This is a genomic window from Paenibacillus sp. GQ49, from assembly GCF_059759055.1.
In genome coordinates, this window is sequence record NZ_JCAXEL010000020.1 from 119,155 (window position 1) to 139,338 (window position 20,184).

General features: G+C 45.0%; 17 protein-coding genes. 14 read left to right on the forward strand and 3 right to left on the reverse strand.

The window, feature by feature from the left end; translation table 11 throughout:
* The first annotated feature begins 73 nt into the window (after nt 1–73).
* The 6 genes from pulA (AC6CIF_RS25985) to AC6CIF_RS26010 all read left to right on the forward strand — a co-directional run bounded on the left by pulA (AC6CIF_RS25985) (nt 74) and on the right by AC6CIF_RS26010 (nt 8,683).
* Nucleotides 74–2,125: a type I pullulanase gene (gene pulA / locus AC6CIF_RS25985; protein WP_498202093.1), complete on the forward strand. Its 2,052-nt coding sequence runs from the start codon at nt 74–76 to the stop codon at nt 2,123–2,125.
* Nucleotides 2,126–2,557: 432 nt separating this feature from the next.
* Nucleotides 2,558–5,434: a type I pullulanase gene (pulA, locus tag AC6CIF_RS25990; protein ID WP_498202094.1), complete on the forward strand. Its 2,877-nt coding sequence runs from the start codon at nt 2,558–2,560 to the stop codon at nt 5,432–5,434.
* A 280-nt stretch (nt 5,435–5,714) separates the two neighbouring features.
* The gene (locus AC6CIF_RS25995; protein WP_498202095.1) at nt 5,715–6,344 is read left to right on the forward strand and encodes a 50S ribosomal protein L25; all 630 of its coding nucleotides are present in this window, start codon (nt 5,715–5,717) and stop codon (nt 6,342–6,344) included.
* 168 nt (nt 6,345–6,512) lie between these two features.
* A complete protein-coding gene (locus AC6CIF_RS26000) occupies nt 6,513–7,034 on the forward strand; it encodes a hypothetical protein (protein ID WP_498202096.1) in 522 nt (173 codons plus the stop codon).
* 272 nt (nt 7,035–7,306) lie between these two features.
* On the forward strand, nt 7,307–8,278 hold the full coding sequence (locus tag AC6CIF_RS26005) for a helix-turn-helix transcriptional regulator (protein WP_076212352.1): 972 nt from the start codon (nt 7,307–7,309) through the stop codon (nt 8,276–8,278).
* 42 nt (nt 8,279–8,320) lie between these two features.
* Nucleotides 8,321–8,683 (forward strand): HIRAN domain-containing protein, encoded by a 363-nt coding sequence (locus tag AC6CIF_RS26010; protein ID WP_076212350.1) that lies wholly within the window; start codon nt 8,321–8,323, stop codon nt 8,681–8,683.
* Between the two features lie 20 nt (nt 8,684–8,703).
* Here the strand turns inward: AC6CIF_RS26010 and AC6CIF_RS26015 are convergent, their stop codons facing one another.
* Complete coding sequence (locus tag AC6CIF_RS26015) at nt 8,704–9,807, reverse strand: glycosyltransferase family 4 protein (RefSeq protein ID WP_498202097.1); 1,104 nt, start codon at nt 9,805–9,807, stop codon at nt 8,704–8,706.
* A 215-nt stretch (nt 9,808–10,022) separates the two neighbouring features.
* On the opposite strand from AC6CIF_RS26015, the gene AC6CIF_RS26020 reads away from it, so the two are divergent.
* The 6 genes from AC6CIF_RS26020 to msrA all read left to right on the forward strand — a co-directional run bounded on the left by AC6CIF_RS26020 (nt 10,023) and on the right by msrA (nt 15,961).
* Nucleotides 10,023–10,334, forward strand: a complete 312-nt coding sequence (locus AC6CIF_RS26020) for a DUF3817 domain-containing protein (RefSeq protein WP_076212347.1) — start codon at nt 10,023–10,025, stop codon at nt 10,332–10,334.
* Nucleotides 10,335–10,608: 274 nt separating this feature from the next.
* Nucleotides 10,609–11,430, forward strand: a complete 822-nt coding sequence (locus tag AC6CIF_RS26025; protein ID WP_083657153.1) for a TerC family protein — start codon at nt 10,609–10,611, stop codon at nt 11,428–11,430.
* A gap of 502 nt (nt 11,431–11,932) precedes the next feature.
* Nucleotides 11,933–13,396, forward strand: a complete 1,464-nt coding sequence (locus AC6CIF_RS26030) for an RtcB family protein (RefSeq protein ID WP_498202099.1) — start codon at nt 11,933–11,935, stop codon at nt 13,394–13,396.
* Nucleotides 13,396–14,700 (forward strand): ATP-binding protein, encoded by a 1,305-nt coding sequence (locus tag AC6CIF_RS26035; protein ID WP_498202101.1) that lies wholly within the window; start codon nt 13,396–13,398, stop codon nt 14,698–14,700. Before AC6CIF_RS26030 ends, AC6CIF_RS26035 begins: the two co-directional genes overlap by 1 nt.
* 309 nt (nt 14,701–15,009) lie before the next feature.
* The gene (locus AC6CIF_RS26040; protein ID WP_017686880.1) at nt 15,010–15,267 is read left to right on the forward strand and encodes a GlsB/YeaQ/YmgE family stress response membrane protein; all 258 of its coding nucleotides are present in this window, start codon (nt 15,010–15,012) and stop codon (nt 15,265–15,267) included.
* Between the two features lie 178 nt (nt 15,268–15,445).
* Nucleotides 15,446–15,961 carry a peptide-methionine (S)-S-oxide reductase MsrA gene (msrA, locus tag AC6CIF_RS26045; protein WP_498202103.1) on the forward strand — a complete coding sequence of 172 codons (516 nt, stop codon included), beginning with the start codon at nt 15,446–15,448 and terminating at the stop codon, nt 15,959–15,961.
* A gap of 80 nt (nt 15,962–16,041) precedes the next feature.
* Here msrA and AC6CIF_RS26050 read toward each other — a convergent pair whose 3' ends face one another.
* On the reverse strand, nt 16,042–17,313 hold the full coding sequence (locus AC6CIF_RS26050; RefSeq protein ID WP_498202104.1) for a hypothetical protein: 1,272 nt from the start codon (nt 17,311–17,313) through the stop codon (nt 16,042–16,044).
* A gap of 258 nt (nt 17,314–17,571) precedes the next feature.
* Here AC6CIF_RS26050 and AC6CIF_RS26055 point away from each other — a divergent pair, with 258 nt between their 5' ends.
* Nucleotides 17,572–18,168, forward strand: a complete 597-nt coding sequence (locus AC6CIF_RS26055; protein WP_076212330.1) for a restriction endonuclease — start codon at nt 17,572–17,574, stop codon at nt 18,166–18,168.
* A gap of 185 nt (nt 18,169–18,353) precedes the next feature.
* On the opposite strand, the gene AC6CIF_RS26060 is transcribed toward AC6CIF_RS26055, so the two are convergent.
* Entirely contained in the window at nt 18,354–18,788 is a 435-nt protein-coding gene (locus AC6CIF_RS26060; RefSeq protein ID WP_307416420.1) for a MerR family transcriptional regulator, read from the reverse strand.
* 225 nt (nt 18,789–19,013) lie between these two features.
* Here AC6CIF_RS26060 and AC6CIF_RS26065 point away from each other — a divergent pair, with 225 nt between their 5' ends.
* Entirely contained in the window at nt 19,014–20,132 is a 1,119-nt protein-coding gene (locus AC6CIF_RS26065; RefSeq protein WP_498202105.1) for an NADH-dependent flavin oxidoreductase, read from the forward strand.
* Nucleotides 20,133–20,184 lie beyond the last annotated feature (52 nt).

The window sequence follows — 20,184 nt, forward strand, 5'->3', positions numbered from 1 at the left end:
CGGGTATAAAGGGTAAGGAGCACTCGTACCATCCATATTCATCAATTTTCTCAACGAGAGGGGAACAACACACATGATTGAAGAGGATAAGCAGGAAATAATGATTTCAGAAGATACATACAAAGGAAGAGATTTAGGTGTCACATTAGAAGCACAAACCTGTCACTTCAAAGTCTGGTCACCGTTAGCTGTTCAGATGGAACTACTTCTGTACCCACCTTTGACAGGGGGGAGCCCGGAAGAAGAGCCCAATCAACAGAAACAGCAGGCGTTACCTATGCAAAAGAAAGAACAAGGCATCTGGGTTCTGGAACTGGAGGGTGATTTAAGTAGCTACCGTTACATGTATAAGCCTACTTTCGAAGATGGACATTCAACCAATGCTGTAGACCCCTACGCACGAGCAGTGACCATGAATGGAGAAATGGGTGTAATTGTCAGACTGGAGCAGACACATCCGAATGGATGGAGTGAGGATATTCGCACGCAATTGACCAGTCCTGTAGATGCAGTCCTGTACGAACTGCATGTACGTGATTTTTCCATTCACCCATCATCTGGTATAACGAATAAAGGCAAATACATGGCTTTCACCGAGACGGGTCTGCGTGATTCGGAGGGTAACACACTGGGGATCGATCATTTGGTTGAACTCGGGATCACCCATGTGCATCTGCTTCCTGTATTTGATTTTGCGACGGTGGATGAATCCAGAGTAGATGGTGATACGTCTGATGACTCCAACTATAACTGGGGATATGATCCGCTTCATTACAATGTCCCGGAAGGTTCCTATGCATCACGTGCAGATGATCCGGAGACACGAATTCGTGAGTTCAAATCCATGGTGCTTGCCCTTCATAACAAGGGAATAGGTGTCATTATGGATGTGGTGTATAATCATACGTTTGATACGGCAGGCAGCTCTTTTGAAAAACTTGTACCAGGATACTACTATCGTCAAAACGCCGATGGGACCTATAGCAATGGTTCAGGTACGGGCAATGAGGTGGCTACTGAACGCACCATGGTTCGTAAGTTTATCATCGACTCGGTCCGTTACTGGGCAGAGGAGTATCATGTGGATGGTTTTCGATTTGACCTGATGGGTCTAATCGACACAGCTACAATGAAACAGCTTGCAGCGGAGTTGCACACCGAAGTGTCACCTTCCATATTGTTATATGGTGAACCATGGGGCGCACTGGATTCGCCGCTTGGAGATGATATGACCCTAAAAGGAGCACAGCGCGGGGCGTGTTTTGCTGTGTTTAACGATAATTTCCGCGGAGTGATCAAGGGAGACAGCGATGGCATGGGTACGGGATTTGCGACAGGCGCGGACGGAAAAGAAGACGAATTGTGGACTGGCGTCCGGGGAGCCATTGAGGATTTTACGGATGATCCATCCGAGACGATTAACTATGTAACCGTGCATGATAATCTCAATCTGTGGGATAAAGTCGCGCGTACACAAGGACTCCACGATACCTTGAATTTCCTCACCTATGACGAGGATGGAAGTATTCGTGGATGCCAGAGTGTGGAAGAGGCCGTAGAGAAGGCTAAGCCGTACCTGCAGATCGATTCGGAACACATTCTGGAGAATGAGACCGTTAGACGTTGTCTGCTTGCCAATGGTATCGTTCTAACCTCCCAGGGTGTTCCCCTGATCGCGGCTGGAGATGAGTTGCTTCGTAGCAAATATGGGGATGCCAACAGCCACCAGAGTGGAGACGTGGTCAATGCCATACACTGGGAGCAGAAGAAGCTGTTCAAGCCGGTATTTAATTATTATCGTGGGCTGATCCGTCTTCGGCGAGAACATCCAGCCTTTCGGCTTAATACTCGGGAAGAGATCGAGAAGCATGTTCGTCTGATCGAGAAAGGCAATGGGCTGCTAGCCTATGAACTGAACGGTACAGCAGCCAGCGATTCATGGGAACGTATTGTTGTTATCTATAACGCGGCAAAAGAAAATCGTGACATCGCTGTTCCCACAGGGACATGGAATGTGATTGTAGAAAAAGGACAAGCAGGCGTTGATACGATACGTACCATACAGGACGGACAGGTACATGTGAATGCGATATCCCTAACGGTGATGTATTCCAATTCCTTATGAACGCAATGCTTGCCAAGAATCGAACGGTCCAATCAAATTTAATCAAATAAATTGAGATAAAACAAATCCTTCTTTCCCGTTTGAAAGGGGGATTTGTTGATGCTTCTGAAACCATTGCCTGGGTCGCAGGACTATACATCGTCATGTCTCGACCTTCTTTATGCTGTGCACCGGTTAGTACATTTTTAATCTCAACCAAATGACATCCTGCATGATATTCTTGTATATTCCAAACTTTTTTTGTCAGGACAGGTACAAATGCTGTCAATCTATGGCGCTTGTTTACATATCTATATTTTGAAAGCGATTGCTAATTGAATATTCGAATCGAACCGATATGATGAGTACAGACAACCCCGGGTTGACAAACAACGTCCCGCTCCGTAACATCGGGACAACACGAAATCAATGGATATAAAGGCGGTGGGAACGATGCCGGAATGGACTTCTTTTCGTTACGAAGGCAACGATCTTGGCTTAACATATACTCGTGCAGCAAGTACTTTTAAATTGTGGGCACCTACGGCACAACAGGTTTATTTATTGGTTTTTGAAGATGAAGGGCATTACAACGATAGTGGCAAAGTACAAGATCATGATGGTGGGCAGGAATATTCTCTGACGCGTGATGCGGACGGGATATGGAGTCTGGAGCTTAACGGCGATTGGGCAGGACATTTTTATATGTACCGTATTATACATGATGAACAGCGAATGGAAGTGGTTGCTGACCCTTATGCCAGAGCGGTCACAGCTAATGGGCAACGAACGGCCATTATAGATCCTGAAACGACCCATCCGGTCGATTGGGACCTGGATGTCAAACCTGCTTTTCTGCGTCTGGTGGATGCTGTCCTATATGAGCTGCATGTACGTGATTTCTCCTCCGACCCCCATGCGGACATTCCGTATAAGGGAAAATATTTGGCGTTCACAGCATCTGGACTCACTGATAGAGCGGGGAATAGCATTGGGGTAGACCATCTTGCCGAACTGGGAGTTACTCATGTGCATCTTTTGCCTGTAGCGGATTATCAGACAGTGAATGAACTCGCTGCGGCGGATGTGGGTTCAAATGTCAGAGTACCATACAACTGGGGGTATGATCCCCAGCATTATAACGTTCCCGAGGGTTCGTATGCGACTGATCCTCGTGATCCTGCGGTTCGCATTCGGGAGTTCAAATCACTTGTTCTATCACTGCACAGACAAGGCATTCGTGTTGTGCTTGACGTTGTCTATAATCATACGTATAGCGTGGAAGAAGGACCTTTTAATCGAATTGTACCCGGGTATTATTACCGTTATCGGGCGGATGGCACCCTCAGTAATGGTTCTGGTGTAGGCAATGAATTGGCGACAGAACGCCCAATGGTGCGAAAATATATTCTCGATTCTCTCCGATACTGGGCAGAAGAATATCATGTGGACGGATTTCGATTTGACCTCATGGCCCTGATTGATACGGAAACGATGAATGAATTAACGCGCGAACTACGGGAACAGATCGATCCGGCGTTTCTGGTCTATGGGGAACCCTGGACGGGTGGAGAATCGCCATTGGACCGCAAAACGTTAAAAGGAACACAGCGAGGTCAGGGATTTGCTGTATTTAATGATCATTTTCGCAGTGCAATTAAGGGAGACAGTGATGGTGGTGGAAAAGGGTTTGTCACAGGTGCCGGGGGGCAGGAATATGAGATCTCTAGGGGATTAGCGGGGGCACTGGATGATTTTACATCTTCACCTGTCGAAACCGTCAATTATGTAACTGCCCATGACAATCTGAATCTGTGGGATAAAATCGCAACAACGATGAACCTCAGACATGAATTAGGTTTTCCCGTATGGAAGGACGGACAGCCGGTTGGAGGCGGGAGTGCTGAGTCGGCGGTAAAAGCAGCAGATCCATATCGGTATGTGGATGCAGATGATGTACTGGATCATGAGATGGTTCGTCGTTCGTTACTGTCTTCCGGCATTCTGCTCACCTCCCAGGGCATTCCGTTTCTGCATGCAGGAGATGAGATGCTCCGATCCAAAGCCGGTGATCATAACAGCTATCGGAGCGGAGATGCGGTGAATACCATCACATGGGCCAACAAATCGCGGTTCAGACCGGTGTTTGACTACTATCGTGGTCTGATCCATCTGCGACGTACACATCCCGCCTTTCGTATGATAGATGCCGAACAGGTACGGAATCACCTTCGTATCATTCGTGCTGACGGCAATGTAGTTGTATTTATGCTTCAGGATGGCGCGAATCAGGACACCTGGAATCAGATTATGGTGATCTATAACGGAACCGAACATCAGCAACATGTGGACCTGGGGGAAGGTGACTGGCATGTCGTGGTCAATGATCATCAGGCAGGTACGGATCTGATTGAGACCGTCCGTGGCACTGTTCGGGTAGAACGGTGGTCATTGATGGTTTTGTACGATACAGAGCGTGCTGGAGGCGCTGATCCGGCCACCCTGGAGATTAGTTTTCCAAGACAGGTATATAGTCCGAAAGAGACCGTTCAACTCCGAGCGATTGTAAGGGACAGCATTGGCAATGTAGTAGAAAAAGCTCCAGTTACCTGGACTTCTTCTGATCCGGATATCATTCAGATCCAGCCTGATGGAACAATCCATGCACTGGAACGAGGGGAAGCTTCGATTACAGTCCATTGTGGGGACATAACGGCAAGCTGTATGTTACAAGTGGATTATCGTCATGCTGAACGAATCGAAATTGTGGGCGAACCTGTCATGTATATGACTCGAATCAGTCGCTTCCGTGCCTTGGTTCTGGATCAATTTGGTCAGCCGCTTCAGGATTCGAATATACGCTGGAGCTCTTCTCATCCAGAACTTGCAGCGGTGAGTGCAGCAGGGATCGTACGTGCGATGACACCTGGAGTAACCCATATTATTGCTGAAGCTGGAGGAATCCGGGCAACGCTTGGTGTAACGATTCATAAACAGATTTCGCGAACCGTCACGCTTCGATACGAACGGGAAGACCAGCACTATGAAGGTTGGGATGTCTGGGTATGGGGCACAGGTATGGAGGACGGAGCAGTACGGCTGGAACAAGTCGGAAATGCCGCCGAAGCCCGCTTCCGCGTTGCTCCGGGTCTGCATCACCTGGGATTGATCATTCGATTAAACGAATGGGAAGCTAAAGATACGTTCGGAGACCGTTACGTGGACATTGTACCTGAAGACGGGGATGTGCACATTATTGTCCGTAGCGGATCAGACGAGATGCAGATCATTCGTGAAAGCGAAAAAACAGTGGATCGTGATAGCGCATAGTTTCTTTATTTATAACGTCGAATGTAGTTCGTCAAAACCTTGTTAAACCAGCAGTTGGAAGAGATTCCGACTGCTTTTTTGGTTTGATTATAAGCCGCATAACTTGCCAAAAAATAAAGAATTGTCCTCTTTCGTGTTTGAGATCCTCTATCATTGGGGTAAATATAGATATGGCCCACGATTCGGCCAATGGAAAAAAGACCATCATGGTCTATGAGATAAGCCTCAGCGCTTTCCAACAAATATAATGTAGTGATCCCTTGAAGGAGGATGTTCAATCATGAAATCCAACGGAAAAATGGCTCAACTTACAGCAACGCCAAGAACGGAAAAGAAAGGTGCAGCACTGCGCCTGTTAAGACAAGGCGGACGAGTTCCCGCAGTCGTTTACGGCCCGGGACTTGAAGGTGCTTCAATACATGTAGATGAAAAAGAAATGCTGAAAGTGGCACGCACAGGTCGCTCCGAAATGTTCAATCTGAATGTGGAGGGCGGTAAAACGCTTCCGGTGCTGATCAAGGATCAGCAAGAGCGTAACGGACGTTTGCTGCACGTAGACTTTTTGCAAATTTCCAAGAACAAGCCGATCAGTGTTAGTGTATCGATCGACTTCCAGGGTACAGCGGCCGGCTCGAAAGCTGGCGGTGTATTCCAGACACAGGAGACACAGCTGGAAGTAGAAGGATTGCCTGCGGATCTGCCAACGTCCATTGAAGTGGATGTTAGCGGATTGGATATTGGCGATCGTTTGACTGCTGCGGATATCAAACTGGACAAAGGTTTGACACTCATAACATCACCTGAGTCCATCATCGCTTCCGTCATGCCGCCACAAGCTGCTGAGGAAGACCCAACGGCTTCTGCTGAGGAAGCTGAACCGGCAGCTGAAGAAAAAGCTACAGAAGAATAAGCGAAGCTCAGGGATCTTATCAGATCGCATGTTTAGCCGAAGCCCAGTCCTGGTGACTGGGCTTTTTATACTTTCAGGACAAGAGATTGTGCTAGTCGCATGAAAATTGAGAATGTACTACAATGTACTACAATGCAAGTTAATGGGGTTAGAAAGTAGGTTATTTCAATGTTTGATCCAACGGTGTATGACAATCTGAAAGTCGGGTTTGAGAACTATCTCTATGATATGGATAACCTGGATGAACGTATTCAGATTACGGGGCGTAAAGATCGGCTGGAGATGGCAGTGATGTCCAGAGAGTTCACATTACAATTCTGTTCCAGGGATCGCCCGGAAGTAACAGGGGAAGTAGTATTAAGCAGCTCCCTTGAGGAGCTTGCAGCGGAGATCCTGGAGACGCCTGATGCGAATCCGGGTTGTCGTTTGGAACTACGGTTTAGCATGGTTGTGAAGGAGCTTGAGAAGCAGTGTCCGGATATTCGTTCAATATTACAGAAGAGCTGGCCTGAGCAGAGGATGTGCCAGAACATCCAATATATCTTTGATGAACAGCCAATCATGTATAACGTCACGGCTCACGTTTATTTTGACCGCAGTGTGAATGAAGACCAGATGGGAGACATTGCTGAACTCTGTGAGCATATGGCGAATGTGATGGGTCAATTATTACAGTTGCATAACCAGTAATTTCGAGAAAAGCCTTGTCTCTTAATAGAGATCAGGGCTTTTTTTGTATTATTTTAAGAAAATTGTATAGGCTTTCAGACTTAGGTTTATGGTCTTTTGGGTTAATGTTTTACGCAAGCAAGTAAGAGAATGTATATTAAAAGGGGGTAAAAGTGCAATTGGACTATACAAAAATGGTGAAATTGCGAAAATAAAATTGGGACTAAAGATTTAGTCCTGTACTAAAGGAACTAGTTTTCCTTGCCGATAAAATATCGAAGGGGAGAAACTACATGACAGAGAAATTAATTCGTCTGCTGCGTATACTTCAGGCTATACAAGCAAATCCTGGAATTTCGGCCAAGGAATTGGCGCTGAAATGCGGTACGACTGTACGCACGATTTATCGTGATCTCCGGATTTTGGATAGGGTCGCCCCAATTATGAATGAAGGATACGGCAAAGGTTACCGATTTATTGGTGAGTTTGCGATGTATCCATTAGATTTTACTGAACAGGAAGCAATGGTCTTCTCCTTGCTGCCGTCCGTAGTTGATACCTCCAAGTTACCTGCTGAGTTTGATTCAGCTTTTGACAAGGTCATGTCGGCTCATACCAAATTAAAATCAAGAAACAGTGACATTGTAGAGAATATTGCGGGAATTATTCGGATGGGCACGCCAGCTTATCGTGAGGAAGGAAAAGACCCTAATTTGCTGATTCCCATTATCGAATCTATTCTAAGCCAGCAAACCATTCGTACTCAATATCATACGCTGACAAGAAATGAGATCACAGTCCGGGATATCGATCCCTATTATCTCATTCCACGTGATCAACGTTTTTATTTGATCGGATACTGCCATTTGCTGCAAAAAGTTCGATTGTTTCGGATCAGCCGTTTTTTGGATGTGACACGAACAAATGCCGGTTTCGACAAGGGTGATTTCAACATAACACAGTACATGAAGAACACATGGTCTATTGACCGTGGCGACGAAAATATCCATTTCAAGGTAAGATTCTCTGAGAAAGTGGCCCCCTACATAAAAGAAGAAGAGATGTTTGTTCGCCCGCGAATGACGAATATGTCGGATGGGGGATTGTTATTTGAAGTGACACTGAATAGCAGCAGAGAATTTTTGAAATGGTTGTATCAATTTGGGCCCGAGGCAGAGGTACTTGAACCTCGTGAGTTTCGTAGAGAGATACGCAGGCAACTTGTCGAGTGGTTGGAACATTATGAAACCGATGTATCTTTGTGAAAATTTTAATCATGGAGAAATGCAGGAAAAGGAGCAGGTAATATGAGCACCAAATTATTCGCAGCTATGTATGGGATGGACCACTACCATGGAGTACAGGCTCTACATGTGGGGGATACCGTGTATCTCGTCAAAGATCCAGATAATCGTTTGGATCATCAAGCGATTAAGGTTGTTATTCCCCCGATTGGAGCCGTAGGTTATATCGTTAATGATCCGCTGGTCGTACCTCATGGATGTTGGGCCGGGACGGCATTCTATGATGTGTTTCATCAACTCACGTGTGCCAAAGTACGATTCATGATGAGAGATATGGTGATTATGGAGTTAATTGAGATGAGTCACATTCCTGTTCCGCAGATGGATTCTTTGATTAAGGGATGGCAATTTCGTGAAAAAGCTTGATCATCGTAACAGAAGAAGGCTCATTTACGGATGAGCCTGGTATAGGTCGCTTCCAGATGCATGGCTGTTCTTGCCCAACTAAAATATGCCCTTGCGCTGTCTCGGCCAGCCTTTCCTAACTTCTCGGCAAAAGTGGGATTGCTTGCAAGTTTGTACAGGTAAGAGGTGAAACGTTGGGGACGCTTATAAGCGGTGACAAGGTATCCATTGATACCTGATTCAATAATTTCACGAATACCTCCGTTATCCGAAGCAATGACGGGTAATCCTGAAGCCATCGCCTCAACATTAACCAGGCCAAAAGCTTCATGTTCTTGAGACGGACAGACCAGACAATCGACTGCCCGATACAACTGATCGATATGCTCATGGTTTATCTGACCACGGAAGGAAACATGGACTTTTTGTTTTTGGGCAAGTTCGCGAAGTTTACGCATGTAATACGGAGGTCCTTTGCCTGCAACAACCAGTTGAACAGGCATCTGTTGCTGAAGGAGGGCAGTTGCACGAATTAATACGTCTACCCCTTTTCCAGGGATCAGTCTGCCGACATAGAGAATAGAGAATGGTTTAGTTACTCCATATTGTGTACGCAGATGAATCTGTTCTTCGCTGGATTCAACAGGTCTGAAGCGGCTTAGATCTGCACCCAATGGAACAACACTCATCCGGTGTTTTACCAAGGGAAATCTGCGGCCTAACCTTTGTCTGAGGGATTGACTATTGACGGCAATCCAATCGGCTTTTTTCATTAGTGTGAGTGTGGAAGGTCCGGGCTGAGCAAACGTTAACGAGTGAAGATAGAGTACAACAGGTGTGCGTGGAAAAGCTCGTTTGATGGTAGCCATGCTTCGTGGCCTGTTATCCACTTGAATTACATCAAAGGGTTGTTGGGATAACAGACGTATGACTGCTTTGGTGTACATGACAGGGCTCGTTGCAGGGACACGTTGAATGGTGATCCCATCGATCTGTTCTGTGGCGGCGAGACCTTGCATTTGACGACTTATAATGGTCACCTGATGGCGATGGGCTAGTTCACGAGCGATGCCCAGGATACAGATTTCCACGGAACCATTACCGGGCAAAGGCAATTTCTCGGGTGCAACCATAGCTATTTTCATGATCCGGCTCCTCCTTGTCCGACATCTGTAACAATCTTCGTCATATATCTTATGAGAAGTTAAAGCATTTGGCTCCTGCGAAATGGTAGGTGAACCACCTATAAAGCGTGCAGGAATAATCTGCTGCATGGCATTTAAGCGAGATATTCAGCTTTTGTGATATACTGTACGGGAACAATTGAATTCGTTACATGTATAAAAGCAGGAGGAAAATAATGTTACATTCTACGCTGGGGCGCTTCCGGCTGTTGTTGTGGTTGCAGGGCATTTCGTACGTGTTGTTACTGTTTGTTGCTTTTCCGTTGAGAGATGCCGGGGTTATGCCGCAGGCTGTCACATGGTTTGGGAATCTGTACGGTTTTTTGTTTTTAATGTATTTGTTATTTATGGTGACTATGTACACCTCACAGAAATGGCGTCTGCGCCGTCCAATTGCTCTGTTCTTTGTTTCTTTCATTCCACTGGGGAATATGATCTATGATGTTGTCGTATTCCGTAAGCTGTATCGTCAACTAAATAAAGCTTGACTTTATTTAACGTTATGAAATATGATGAGTACAGGTTAAACAACCCGTTCCAACTAAAACTACATATTCCTGTTAAAGGGGAGTAGCTTTTACAGTAAAGTCGTCAGTTCGGGATCATATCCCCGGCTTTATTGGCAGCAATTTTGTTGTTAGCGAGACCTTTACCAAGTTTTCATGCTCGGTAAAGGTCTCTTTTTGTGGATATAAAAGGACCTTACCAGTGATGGTAAAGGTCCTTTTTTTTGTACATCATAAGAATATTAAGGAGGAGTCAATGTTGGATGTTTCATTATTATTAGAATATGGGTGGGTGCTTGCTGTCTTAGTGGTCCTTGAAGGATTACTCGCAGCGGATAATGCATTGGTACTCGCAATCATGGTTAAACACTTGCCTGAAGATAAGCGCAAAAAAGCGTTGTTCTATGGTCTGATGGGTGCATTTGTTTTCCGTTTAGGTTCGTTGTTCCTGATCTCTTTCCTCGTCGATGTATGGCAGGTACAAGCGATCGGTGCCCTGTATCTCCTGTATATTTCGATTAACCACATCGTTAAAAAGATACTGGGTAGTCGCAATAAAACAGATGAAGCAGCTGATTCCACGCCTAAGAAACCGAAAAAACAATCCGGTTTCTGGATGACCGTTTTCAAGGTCGAAGTAGCGGATATCGCATTTGCAGTTGATTCCATTCTGGCTGCGGTTGCTTTGGCCGTGGCGTTGCCACCAAGTGGATTGCCTGCAATTGGCGGACTTGACGGTGGACAGTTTATCGTTATCTTCCTCGGTGGATTCATCGGGCTTGTGATCATGCGTTTTGCAGCTTCATACTTTGTGAAATTGCTTCATTCCCGTCCAGGGCTTGAAGTTGCTGCCTTTGTGATCGTAGGTTGGGTAGGGGTTAAGCTGGCAGTTATTACACTCGCACACCCTTCATTGGGTGTTCTGGATGAGCATTTCCCGGAAAATAAAATTTGGAAATTCGGATTCTATATTGTCCTGATCACCATTGCGGTATGTGGTTGGTTCCTGTCTTCCAAAGTTCCTGAAAAAGAAGACGAGAATCCGGTTGAAGAGTTGGAAAAACAAGCAGGACTGTAATAATCATGTTACGCTAACAACATCATTATTATTTGGAAAACAGGAGATTGTCCCAGGACAATCTCCTGTTTTTGTTTACATATGCAATCTACACCATGGACCAATTTCCAAGAAAAGGGTTGACACATGAATTCTAGTCCCCTTAATATAAGACTAACATTAACGAAGGGAGGCCGAGAGACATGATGCTTGGTTATGATTTGATTCAAACAGGGCGCAACGTAGACACAATAGCATATCCGGCTCATCGTTTCATTGGCCTCATACGGTCGACATAGGGGATAGGCTTATCGTTTAGCGGGTTTTATAATCGATATGCGTTCTTCGCTTATATTATAGCGATGGATGACAGACACACAGCATGTTTATGCTGTCCTGTTCTCCGTTATTGTCATTCAGTAGAAGTCATGGGCGATTAGCCTATGGCTTTTTTTATATTTATTATACAGATGAATCAGCAAACCGAATTTGCTGAACGTACAGGAAGGAATAATACACTTTTATGAATACAGAATTTAATTTATTTACTAATCCAAATGAAATCGCAGGCGGCTACCGGCATGAAGTAAAATTGCCTGCAGGTGACCTAACCGTATATGCGGCGCAACAGCTCTTCTCCTCGCTCGATTACAAGGTATTCGAGATGGCAAACAATAATCTGCAGATTCCGGGAATCTCTTATATGAGTTACACGCCAGACGTACACGTGGGGGTAGGTACATGCATTGGAACGACAGCCGTGTGGGATGCGCACAGCGGATACGTTTCTCCCTCCATCGTTGGCAGTGACATCGGCTGTGGCATGCGAGTGCATATGACGAACTTGCACAAGGACGAATTGAAAGACATCAAGCTCCGCCGCAAACTCGTCAAGGCGATTGAAAAAGTATTGCCGATGGAGGCGAACCAGCGAGGTCATTACTCGGATATAAGACTGGAGCATATTGTTCGTAAAGGACTGCATGGTTTACCCAAAAAGTATATTCCGGACAGCTATACACCGAAAAAATCAATTGCGATGACACATGTGGAAAGCAGCAAGTTCAGTTACGATGAGGATGTGTTAAACCACGTTCCTGACATGACATGGCATCGTTCGCATCGTCAGCTCGGAACACTTGGTGGGGGGAATCATTTTGCCGAGATCCAGGCAATTGAGATCGCTGAAGAGAATCGTGAAATCGCCGAAGCTTGGGGATTGTATGATGGACAGGTCGTGGTCATGATTCATTCCGGCTCTCGTGCATGGGGTGGTTATGTAAGTCAGACGAGTTCCTCAGCGATTGCCAAAGTCATGCAGCGGCTTAACCTGGGTACATCCGATCCCAGACTGGTATTTGCCCCACTTGAGCATGCGGAAGGTCGTCATTATGTGAACATGATGTATTCTGCATTGAATTACGCTGTTGTCAATCGTCACCTGATTGCGTATGCTATTCGCGAAGCATTCCGGGATGTGTTTGGCTCCAAATGTGAATTTCGTACGTTATACGATCTGATGCACAACTATGCCTGGGAGGAATCTCACGTAGAAAAAGGTTCCGTTTTTGTGCATCGCAAAGGGGCGACACGTGCGTTGCCTGCAGGTCACCCGGACAATCCAAAGCCTTATCTGGCAACAGGGCATCCGGCGCTTATTCCCGGTTCCATGGGAACTGCTTCATATATCATGGTAGGTCAGCCGCAGGGTGCTGATAATTATTATTCAATATGTCACGGTGCGGGTCGCATCCGTTCACGGACGGCAACAAAACGATTGATTAGTGTGGAAGATTTTGCTACGGCACTGGGTGTGGGTACAGAAGATGAGATCGTGGTAAATCAACGCTCACTTGAATCCATTATTGACGAATCACCTCAGGCTTATAAAAATGTAGATGAAATTATAGACAGTGTTACCGGCGCAGGCCTGGCTCAAGTTGTAGCCAAATGCAAACCGCTTGTAGCGGTAAAGGGAGCGAAATAATGACAATAAGCGAAAAACAAACAGATCCAACTCAAGCGATCTATACCTATGACAAACAACATGATACCCGAATTCGAGTGGAAGGATATGCCATCTATTCAAGGCTGATTCGTGGAATCAGTGAGGCGCTCCATCAGCGCTATGGGGTTGAATACAAGCTGTATGCCAGTTCTGACCCGAACAATGAATACTGGGAGTTACTCCGGGAAGATCTGCAAAATGGCAGTGACGAAGTGGAATTGGTAGCCCGTATATTCGAGGATCTGGAGCTTCAGACGTTGCATTACGACGATGATGGAGATGTACCCACTTATGGTGTGCACTACTCCATTCGCAACAACGTATTTGCTTATCCGAAATGGGGCGTAGCACTTGTGCGGGTTCCATTTTTCCGAGAGAATGGGATCTACAGTGAAGACTTTGTCTTTGCCATCGGTGATGAGGAGATGAAGCAATTTCTGGGAAGTGTACGGGAACGGGAACGTCAGCAAAATATGAAAAAAGTAACGGTCTACACCGATGCCCGTAATGGCAGCGACCGTCATGTCGAATCCATCACTCGCTCCGTGGGACGAGAAGATGTTGTTCTCTCGGCACAGATCAAGCAGGATATTTTCCGCTCGCTGGATCAGTTTTTCGAAGCGGATCGTTCCTTTTACAGAGATTATGATATCCCGTACAAACGGGGCATTCTGCTGTATGGGCATCCGGGAAACGGCAAGACCACTTTGGTGAAATCCATTGCGGGAAGTATCCCGGGCCCGGCTGCGTATTGGCAGATTACGGAGTATACCAACAGTGAATCGGTACGTGAAGTGTTCGAGGCTGCCAAGCGGTTGGCACCGATGGTACTGATCATTGAGGACATCGATTCGATGCCGGATGAAGTCCGTTCCTTTTTCCTGAATACACTGGATGGAGCTACGTCAAAAGAAGGCATTTTCCTGATCGGGACAACGAATTATCCGGAGAAAATAGATCCTGGCCTCATGAACCGTGCTGGACGGTTCGACCGGGCTTATGAAATTCCGTTGCCAGATGAAGCGATGCGCTTGCAATATTTGCGCCAACGAGGCTTTACCGTATTTGCGGGTGAAGAAGGCACGATAGAAGCAGCCCGCCTGACCGACACGTTCTCTCTTGCGCAGCTGGGTGAGTTGTATGTGAGCGCTGCGCTGGAATGGCATCAGAATGGACAGACAGACATTGTAAGAGTCATTCAGTCGATGCGTGGCGAGCTGGACAAGAGCCATAAACATACTTGGCTGGCGCAGCCAGGTAAGGGCCGTGCAGGCTTTTATTGATCAGACCTAACCCATCCATCCTATAATATGACGCAATTTTATAAATAATCCTACCTCAATTGGTGATACTAACCTTGTCTGCTCTAACATACAATGACTTTCGGGAGGTACATAACGCAGCCCTGAGCTGGTGAGATGCCGGAAAGTAACGCGATCTGTTTCCATACCTGACCAAGGTTTGTTTTGCAGAGGAAGATGCATGGGGACAAAAGGTAATATGCAAAAATTTTTATGCCAATTGTTTAAATGCTTCTGTAGCGGTTAATAGTAGACAGACAACAACAAAAACTTTAATTAGAGGTGAATGATATGGGTTGGTTATGGTCATTAATTATCGGTGGTATCATTGGATGGTTGGCAGGTTTGATCGTTGGTCGTGACATTCCAGGTGGTGTTATTGGTAACATCATTGCTGGTTTTATCGGTGGCTGGTTAGGTGGAGTAATCTTGGGAGATATGGGTCCTGAGATGGGCGGATTCTACATTGTACCTGCATTGATCGGTGCGATCGTTCTTGTAGCCATCGTAAGCTTGATCTTCCGTTCGATGGGACGTAGTCGCGGGTAACTTAATCAAGATAATTTCTTGAATTAGTTGTCAGCTAAATGCATTACCAATGAAGAGGTTGATTGAGAGCCATAACCATGGCTTTCAATCAACCTCTTGTTGTTTTAAAATATAAGAATGTATGCGTAACTTAGCATCAGTATTCTATAGGTAGTTTAGATAAGAGGGGATGAACGGAATGGAAAAAGCTACATTCGCTGGCGGATGTTTCTGGTGTATGGTTACACCGTTTGAAGAACAACCGGGCATTCATGGCATTATATCGGGTTATGCTGGCGGTCACGTCGAGAATCCAACATATGAGCAGGTAAAAACCGGGGAGACCGGTCATGTCGAAGTGGTTGAAATTACATTTGATCCAGATGTATTCCCTTATGAACGACTGTTGGAGCTATACTGGCCGCAGATTGATCCGACGGATGACGGAGGCCAGTTCCAGGATCGGGGGACACAGTATCGTACGGCAATCTTTGTGCATAATGAACGTCAACGTGAGCTTGCTGAACAGTCCAAACAGGAACTGGCAGCCAGCAGACGATTCACTCAACCGATTGTTACGGAAATTCGGGATGCAGCTATATTCTATCCGGCTGAAGACTATCATCAGGATTACCACAAGAAAAACGAAAAAGATTATAAGGAAGACCGTGCGTTATCCGGACGGGACGAATTTATAGACGAGAATTGGAAATAGGATGATACTCTATTCTGCCCATGTAATAAGCCGGGAGAGCTCCTTATGGAACTCTCCCGGCTTATTATTAGATCGAGTATTTATTTTGAAGAACTGGACTTCAGTACATATTTGGACAATGTCTCATCGTTCATGGAATAGATGACATCATCGACATAGGTTGAAACACCTTCTAATGAAGGAAGCGAGGCACTGGTAGTGTAGATATGCACGTCTTCCATCTTCTGTGGATCAAGAATGTATCCTGTTTTGGCAAAATCAAGCTGGTACTGTCCATCCTGCGTCTGGTCCACACGCATAAGTGCAGGCTGTGCGTCCTTGAATGTACGCTCAGTCACTTTGCCTTTCATCGTGTACAGCTCCAGCTTCTGCCCTGTAAAGACTGTATAACCGTTGCCAGCCGTCTGAATGTAGGCATCACCAGCAATGGCACGTCCCCAAGCAAGCTTGCCATCGACGCCAAAGCCCATCAGTCGGTTACCTGTGTTCTCAAAATTGGCGCGCATAATGATGGAACCATCGTCCAGAATGGCCAGGGATTCACCGCCGCCATCTCCTAATGTATTTGCATTGGCAGGGAATTGGTAGAAGGACAGACGATTCAACGTACGATCATAGATCTCCACTTTGGGATTCGCGGCTTGCTGCCAGAAGTTGCCTACCTTGGTTTGTTTACTGGCATCTACCACAATTCGACCATGATCAGCCTTAAGCACGCTACCGTTAATGGTCTTCTCGGTAATCAGCTTGCCCTTTTTGTCATATAACGAGATGGCTGAGCGAACCGAACCATTCGATTGTACGCCCTGACTTGAAGCAACCATCAGCGTATCGTTATCCAATAGGGATATGCTTGCAGGTGAATTCACCGTTTTGATCCAGTTGGTTTTACCGGATGTATTGAATGAGTACAATTTTTTGGTTTTGTCCGAATATTCCATATACACATAAACCGTACCGTTGCTGGCATATACCGAATTGGAGTAGGTGGTATAAGGACCACTTTTCTCATGGAATATCGTATTCCACTTCAATTGTCCAGTTGTAGCATCGAATGCTTGGAGAGAGTCCAGTTGCCAGTCGAGTGTTGTTTTGCTGCTTGTTTTGGTCACGGGCTGCGAGGCATGTACATATACAAGATTTTTGGATGGCACGGCATGGATTCCTTTGATCATGACATCTTTCTCTGTATTAGCCTCAGATAACATCAGTGATGATGATGTCCACGCCGGTTTGGGCATGGATTCGGTTGAAGCAGCGGCGTAACCTGTTGTATTCATGGTGAAGAGGAGCATGCCGCTCAGAATGAGGGCAGCCCATGTTTTGGACTTGTGTTTGGTCAATGTATGCAAGTGATAAACCACCTTTCTTCTTCGGTTCAAATAGAACCGATTGTTGAATTTTACCATTAAAGTCAAGCTGAATTCAACCGAACACACTGTAACCTTTTATCATTGGTTTATCGAACTAACTATGTTTCGTGAAGTATAAGGGTTACAAGGAATTCATCTTCTTTCGATGAAGGTAGAAGTCTGATATATTTAGTGCGGTGACAAGCCGTATCTGCGTACGTTGGATAGAACATAGGAAATGACACAAGGAGAATAGCTATGAACTGGAGTGAAAATGTGACCCTATGGGTCATTGGATGTATCATCCTATTGTTGCTGCTGGCCTGGATTATTCGGCGTGTTATCGGGCGCGGGCAGCGGATCCGAAGTGAAGCCAATCCTCGTAAGATCACAATAAAGGACATCGACAAGATGGAGGATGGTTCGGAATTTGAATTATATCTCTATCATTTATTCGAAGAGCTCGGGTACGATGAGGTGCATAAGACAACGAGCAGCCGGGATTTTGGGGCAGATCTAGTGTTTGTTGATAGACTCGGCAGACGAAGTGTGATACAAGCGAAGCGCTATGGTGCGAACCATCCCGTAGGGTTGAGTGCAGTGCAGGAGATATATACATCGATGCGTTATTATGAAGCCGACCGTTCAATTGTATTAACGTCCGCCCGTTACACCGAAGCCTGTCGGACGCTTGCAGCGGTTAATGGAGTGAAGTTGCTGGACCGGGAAGACCTGATGGAATTAATCCTGTTATTCAAAGCGAGAAGAGTGGAAGAAGCATTGGAACTGATCGAAGAAGATGATCATGAACCAATCGAGACGTGGCAGTCCCGGCGAAAGCGGCAATCCCGCTAGGTTGCATTGTGTTACTGTGCTAGATTTTTTAAATATAATCGAAAGTAGTAATGTAGTCAGGATTAACGTTTTAAAAACAATTATAACCAATCGCTAGGTAAATATAGGCGACTGGTTATTTTTCTGGATAGATATTTAGAGCTCCGTTTGTTCATCTGTTGGTTGTAGCATTCCGAATATTTGATTCACCCCCCCCTGGTATCGACAATGTTCACCTCAAGACCGTGACATTTAAAATTGTGGTTAGGATTTTTCCTAACCTCATCTTTTTGAAGTTCATACATAGCTAATTTATAATTTATTTCTTCCATATGTTTCAAACTTTCTTCGATTTTCTTTTGTAATTCAATTTTATGTTTCTTTAACATTTCCTCTCTTTCTGAATAGGTGGAGTTCCCCATCTCATAAGATTCCTTGTAGTCTTTAATTTTAGAAAGTGGCATTCCTGTTTCTTTGAGACAAAGAATAAAAGAAATCCAATCGATTTGTTGTTCGGTATAAACTCTATTCCCTTTTTCGTCGCGCGAAATATTCGGTAATATCCCTTGCTCTTCATAAAATCGAAGTGTCTTTGCAGTTATATTATAATTCTCCACCACATATTTCATTGAAAAAAACATCTGACCGCCTCCATAGTTACAGTTACTGTAACTGTTATTTTATCACAATAGAAAATTATTAAAAGCAAATCCTTTTAAATTACGTATCAAATTCCTACTTTACTTCCCCTTAGGTTAACCTGATATTCTTGAGTAGAACTTGTGATTGGGATGGATGAGATAGGGTTACCTTCATCTGTTCCATAAATAAGCACTTAGAAATCAAAATACAAAGGAGAACGTACAATGAGTAAATTTAATAACTTGTTTGAACCCTTTACATTCAATAAAGGGATTACCTTAAAGAATAGAGTGGTTATGTCTCCGATGACGACATGGTCAAGTAATGATGATTACACTATTTCCGATGAGGAAGTTGCATATTATAAAAAAAGAGTGAATGGTGTAGGTTTAGTTATCACGGGCTGTACTCATGTCCTACCCAATGGGATTGGATTTACACATGAATTCGCCGCATATAATGATTCATTTATCCCTAGTCTAAAAAAATTGGCAGATGCTGCTAAGAGTGGAGGAGCTCCAGCAATTCTTCAATTGTTCCATGCTGGAGATAAAGCGATTGCTGAATTAGTTCCTAATGGTGACGTGGTAAGTCCGAGCGGTGTTGCTCTGACTGAAGCAGTATCCCCTAGAGAACTCAAGCATAAAGAAATTCTGGAAATTATACATGCGTTCGGTGAAGCAACAAGACGTGCAATTGAAGCTGGTTTTGACGGTGTTGAACTCCATGGAGCCCACGGTTTTTTACTTCAAAGCTTTTTATCTCCATTCTTCAACAAACGTCAAGACCAATGGGGGGGATCACTGGAAAAACGTCTGAGTTTTCCAATAGCTGTTATTCGAGAGGTGAAAAAAGCTATTGAGAGATATTCGACAAAACCATTTATTTTAGGTTACCGCATTTCCCCAGAGGAACATCAACAAGATGCCCTTAGAATGAAAGATACTTACGCACTGATTGATAAACTGATTGAAGAAAATGTTGATTATGTTCATGGTTCCTTGGTACAAGCCCTTACGTCAAAACCAAAATATAACCAAGATAACAAAAAAACGTATCTTGAGCTGATTGTTGAACATGCCAACAATAGGATTTTTGTAATTGCAGCGGGTTCCTTGGAAAGCCCAGAGGATGTCTCTGAAAGCATGGAGAAAGGACTCTCTTTAGCGGTAATTGGACGTGTATTAATCTCCGATCCAGAGTGGGTTGAAAAAGTTCAACAAGGAAGGGAGGCGGAAATCCAAAACGTGATTAAATCATCTAACGTTAGAGATCTTGTGTTGCCAGCGAAACTATGGGGTGTCATACAAAATGCAGGTCCATGGTTTAAAGTTGAACAATAAAGAAGATGAAAGATCAAAAAAGGACGCTAATAATAGCGGCCTTTTTTGATTT